At 39.7% G+C, this 1609-nt stretch carries 1 protein-coding gene; it reads left to right on the top strand.

Features of this window, described 5'->3' with window-relative positions; all coding sequences use genetic code 11:
- Positions 1 to 108: 108 nt before the first annotated feature.
- On the top strand, positions 109 to 1413 hold the full coding sequence (locus tag FD32_RS02070; RefSeq protein ID WP_056962094.1) for an IS1380 family transposase: 1305 nt from the start codon (positions 109 to 111) through the stop codon (positions 1411 to 1413).
- Positions 1414 to 1609 lie beyond the last annotated feature (196 nt).

Genomic DNA, 1609 nt, shown 5'->3' on the forward strand with positions numbered 1-1609 from the left:
CGTTTGATGGGTATTTTGCATTTTCACCTTTTAAGTGCACAAAAAGAGCCTCAGCTCTGGTATAGTTAAATTGCCAAACAAAACCACATGAGAGAAGAGGACTCTACATTGAAGACTTTACAGGAAATGGCATTCAATTTCAACAAAAATATTTTAGTATCGCATACGGGTGGTCAATTATCTTCCGATGGCGGGCTGACATTGTGTGTAGAACTGATGGCAAAGTTTCAGTTCACCAACTTGGCCGATAAACTATTGAGGTTCAATGACCAGCGACGATATTGTCAACACAGTAATTCTAGTATCTTAAAACAGTTAATTCTTCAGATTATTGCCGGTTATAGCACAGATTCTGCGGCAACTTTTTTAGAAAAAGAACCACTTTTTAAATTATTATTGGATAAACCGTTTTTGGCTTCACAAGCAACAATATCACGTTTTTGGCAACGTTTTGATGAGGATAGTGTTAGCACATTACAGACTTTAAATGAAGCCTTGATCGATCGGGCTCGACTGTTAACCAACCAGACAACCACGATTATTGATATCGATTCGACTCACTCAGACACTTATGGCAAACAGGAAGCCACTAACTACAACGCACATTATGGTACTGAAGGATATCATCCATTATTGGCAACTGATCAAGATGGTAACTTGTTGAAAGCTGTCTTGCGTCCTGGAAATGCCTACACCAGTAAAGATGTAAAAGCTTTTTTAACACCACTATTAAAGCATTATCAAACTCAGCTGCCTACGACTGACATTCTGGTTCGTGGCGATAGTGGCTTCGCCACGCCAGAAGTTTATGATGTCTGTGAAGCCAACGATGTGTTTTACATTATTCGACTCAAACGCAATCGAAAATTGCAGAATCTAGCTGAAAAGTTCGTCAAGATCAGTGATAAAACCCAGTGGCAAGAGGAAGAGACTCACTACTGCTCTGAAACCTATCAATCAGCATCGTGGCCTAAGCCACGGCAGATTTATATTAAATCAACTCGAGCAGCTGGTGAACTAATCTTTTCACATGAATTTATCGTCACTAATCTGACTAATTTAACGGCTGAAACTGCCTTCAAACTGTATCACAAACGCGGCCAAATGGAAAATTACATCAAAGAAGCTAAAACAGGTTTCTTTTTCGATAAGACTGATAGTTCAACGTTTAATGCCAATGCTGCCCGGATGATGGTTAGTGTACTGGCTTACAATATTGTCAACTTTTTAAAGCAGCTAGCACTGACAAAACATGATTCCGGCTTGTGCGTTAGCACATTGCGGATCCGTTTATTCAAAGTTGCGGCACGTGTTGTGCATACTGGCCGACGCATTCAGTTGCGGCTGAGCTCGCATCACGTTTACCATCGGCTGTTCTACCAGGCTCTACAGCGTATCCAAGCTATTGAATAACCGGCAAAATTAAAAAAATCTGTACAACCAAGGGACAAGTGTGTCCAAAAGTTCAAAGCAATTCTGAGTTAGTTGAAAAATCTCACTAGTTAGAACTTATAAACATCGTATTTCAGCAAAAGATAAAGACATACACGTCAGTTTTCGAAAAAATACGAAAACTGACGGGCTTTTAATGAACTATGAATAATTCAGG

It is taken from the genome of Limosilactobacillus panis DSM 6035, assembly GCF_001435935.1.
Lineage (GTDB): Bacteria > Bacillota > Bacilli > Lactobacillales > Lactobacillaceae > Limosilactobacillus > Limosilactobacillus panis.